The 1,303-nt window shown below is 48.5% G+C and carries 1 protein-coding gene; it reads right to left on the bottom strand.

Annotation, left to right across the window (positions count from 1 at the left end; genetic code table 11):
• Positions 1-914 (bottom strand): endo alpha-1,4 polygalactosaminidase (locus L971_RS14580; RefSeq protein ID WP_197053187.1); only part of this gene is annotated, 914 nt, incomplete at its 3' end.
• Between the last annotated feature and the right edge of the window lie 389 nt (positions 915-1,303).

The raw sequence follows: 1,303 nt of genomic DNA on the forward strand, positions 1-1,303 counted from the left end.
TTCGGTGCAGTCGTCGTCTCAGCGGCTGGTTTTACGGCTGTTTCCGTCTTCGGCGCAGTCGTCGTCTCAGCGGCCGGTTTGGCCGTTGTCGTCGTAACTGGTTGAGTCTGTACCGGTGCCGTCGGTGTCGCGTCCGCCGTACGCGTCACGAGACCGGCGTTCCAATTCACGTATTCGTCCGCTTCATGGAAGTGGATGAATCCTGAGTCTTTCGCGAGCTTATGGCTCTCCGCGCTTTGACGCGTCGAAATCGTGAGCGTCTTCACCGAATGCTTGGCGTCGACCGCCTGCAACTTCTTGATCATGTTTTGTGACCAGGCGTCGCTCTTGATCGTGTCGGCGTTGAAGCTTTCCCACATGATGCCGTCCACGTACGTCGCCGTCGACGTCTCCAATGTATCAAAGCCCCAGTTTTGGACCATGGCGATGTTGCCGTAACGCGCACGGGCCTCTTTCAAGAAGTTGACAAGTCCGTCACGTTGCTGCTTGAGCACGGTCGGGTTGTTCAAATGTTCGTTGTCGATATCGCCGACCGTGTCCATGAACACGCCGTCGATCCCTTTGGCCACGACTTGGTTTTGGATTTCCGTGAGCAACAGCCCTTGGAAATGTGTCGAGGCGATATTCGTCAAGTACGAATCCCATTCCGGGTAATGGACACGCTGTCCGTTACGCGTGAAGAAATCACCTGACTGAAGTTTTGACATGAGACCGGTGTTCCACGTCGCGACTTCCATGACACTAATATAACCGAGCACTTTCGTACCGCGTGACTTGATCTGTTCAACTTGAGCTTTCGTGTAATGAAGCGGCTCGATGATGACGAGATCATAGTTTTGCATGTCTTTGATGATCGTTTCGTTCGGATGACCGTAATATACTTGATAGTTTTTCACACCGTCGAGTGGGTTCATCGTTTGCGCTCCCGTTTTTGACATGTTCAAACTAAGTACGAACAACACTACTGTTAGAGACAACATTAACTTTTTCAATTTCACTACCTATTCCTCTCCTGATGACTAACAAAACGTGGTGACGGACGATGAGGGTAAATTGAGGTTTTTGTCCCAACTCCTCCTTTTTCATGAAATGACGAAAGGTATAGTGCTGTATGGTTTATGAGTATATCGGAGTTATGTAGAATATGTTTAACCTTCGCAAAAAAAAATATAGGATAGTTTTTCGGTAAAATATAGTGTCAATTTGACAACAAAAAACCGCTTTTCTGAACTGAACCAAAAAAGTTAGACACTAAATAATTTGTCAGGCGACTTCGAGAACCTGGGTCCGGTATTCCACCGGG

This window comes from Exiguobacterium sp. ZOR0005, assembly GCF_000798975.1.
Classification (GTDB): domain Bacteria; phylum Bacillota; class Bacilli; order Exiguobacteriales; family Exiguobacteriaceae; genus Exiguobacterium; species Exiguobacterium aurantiacum.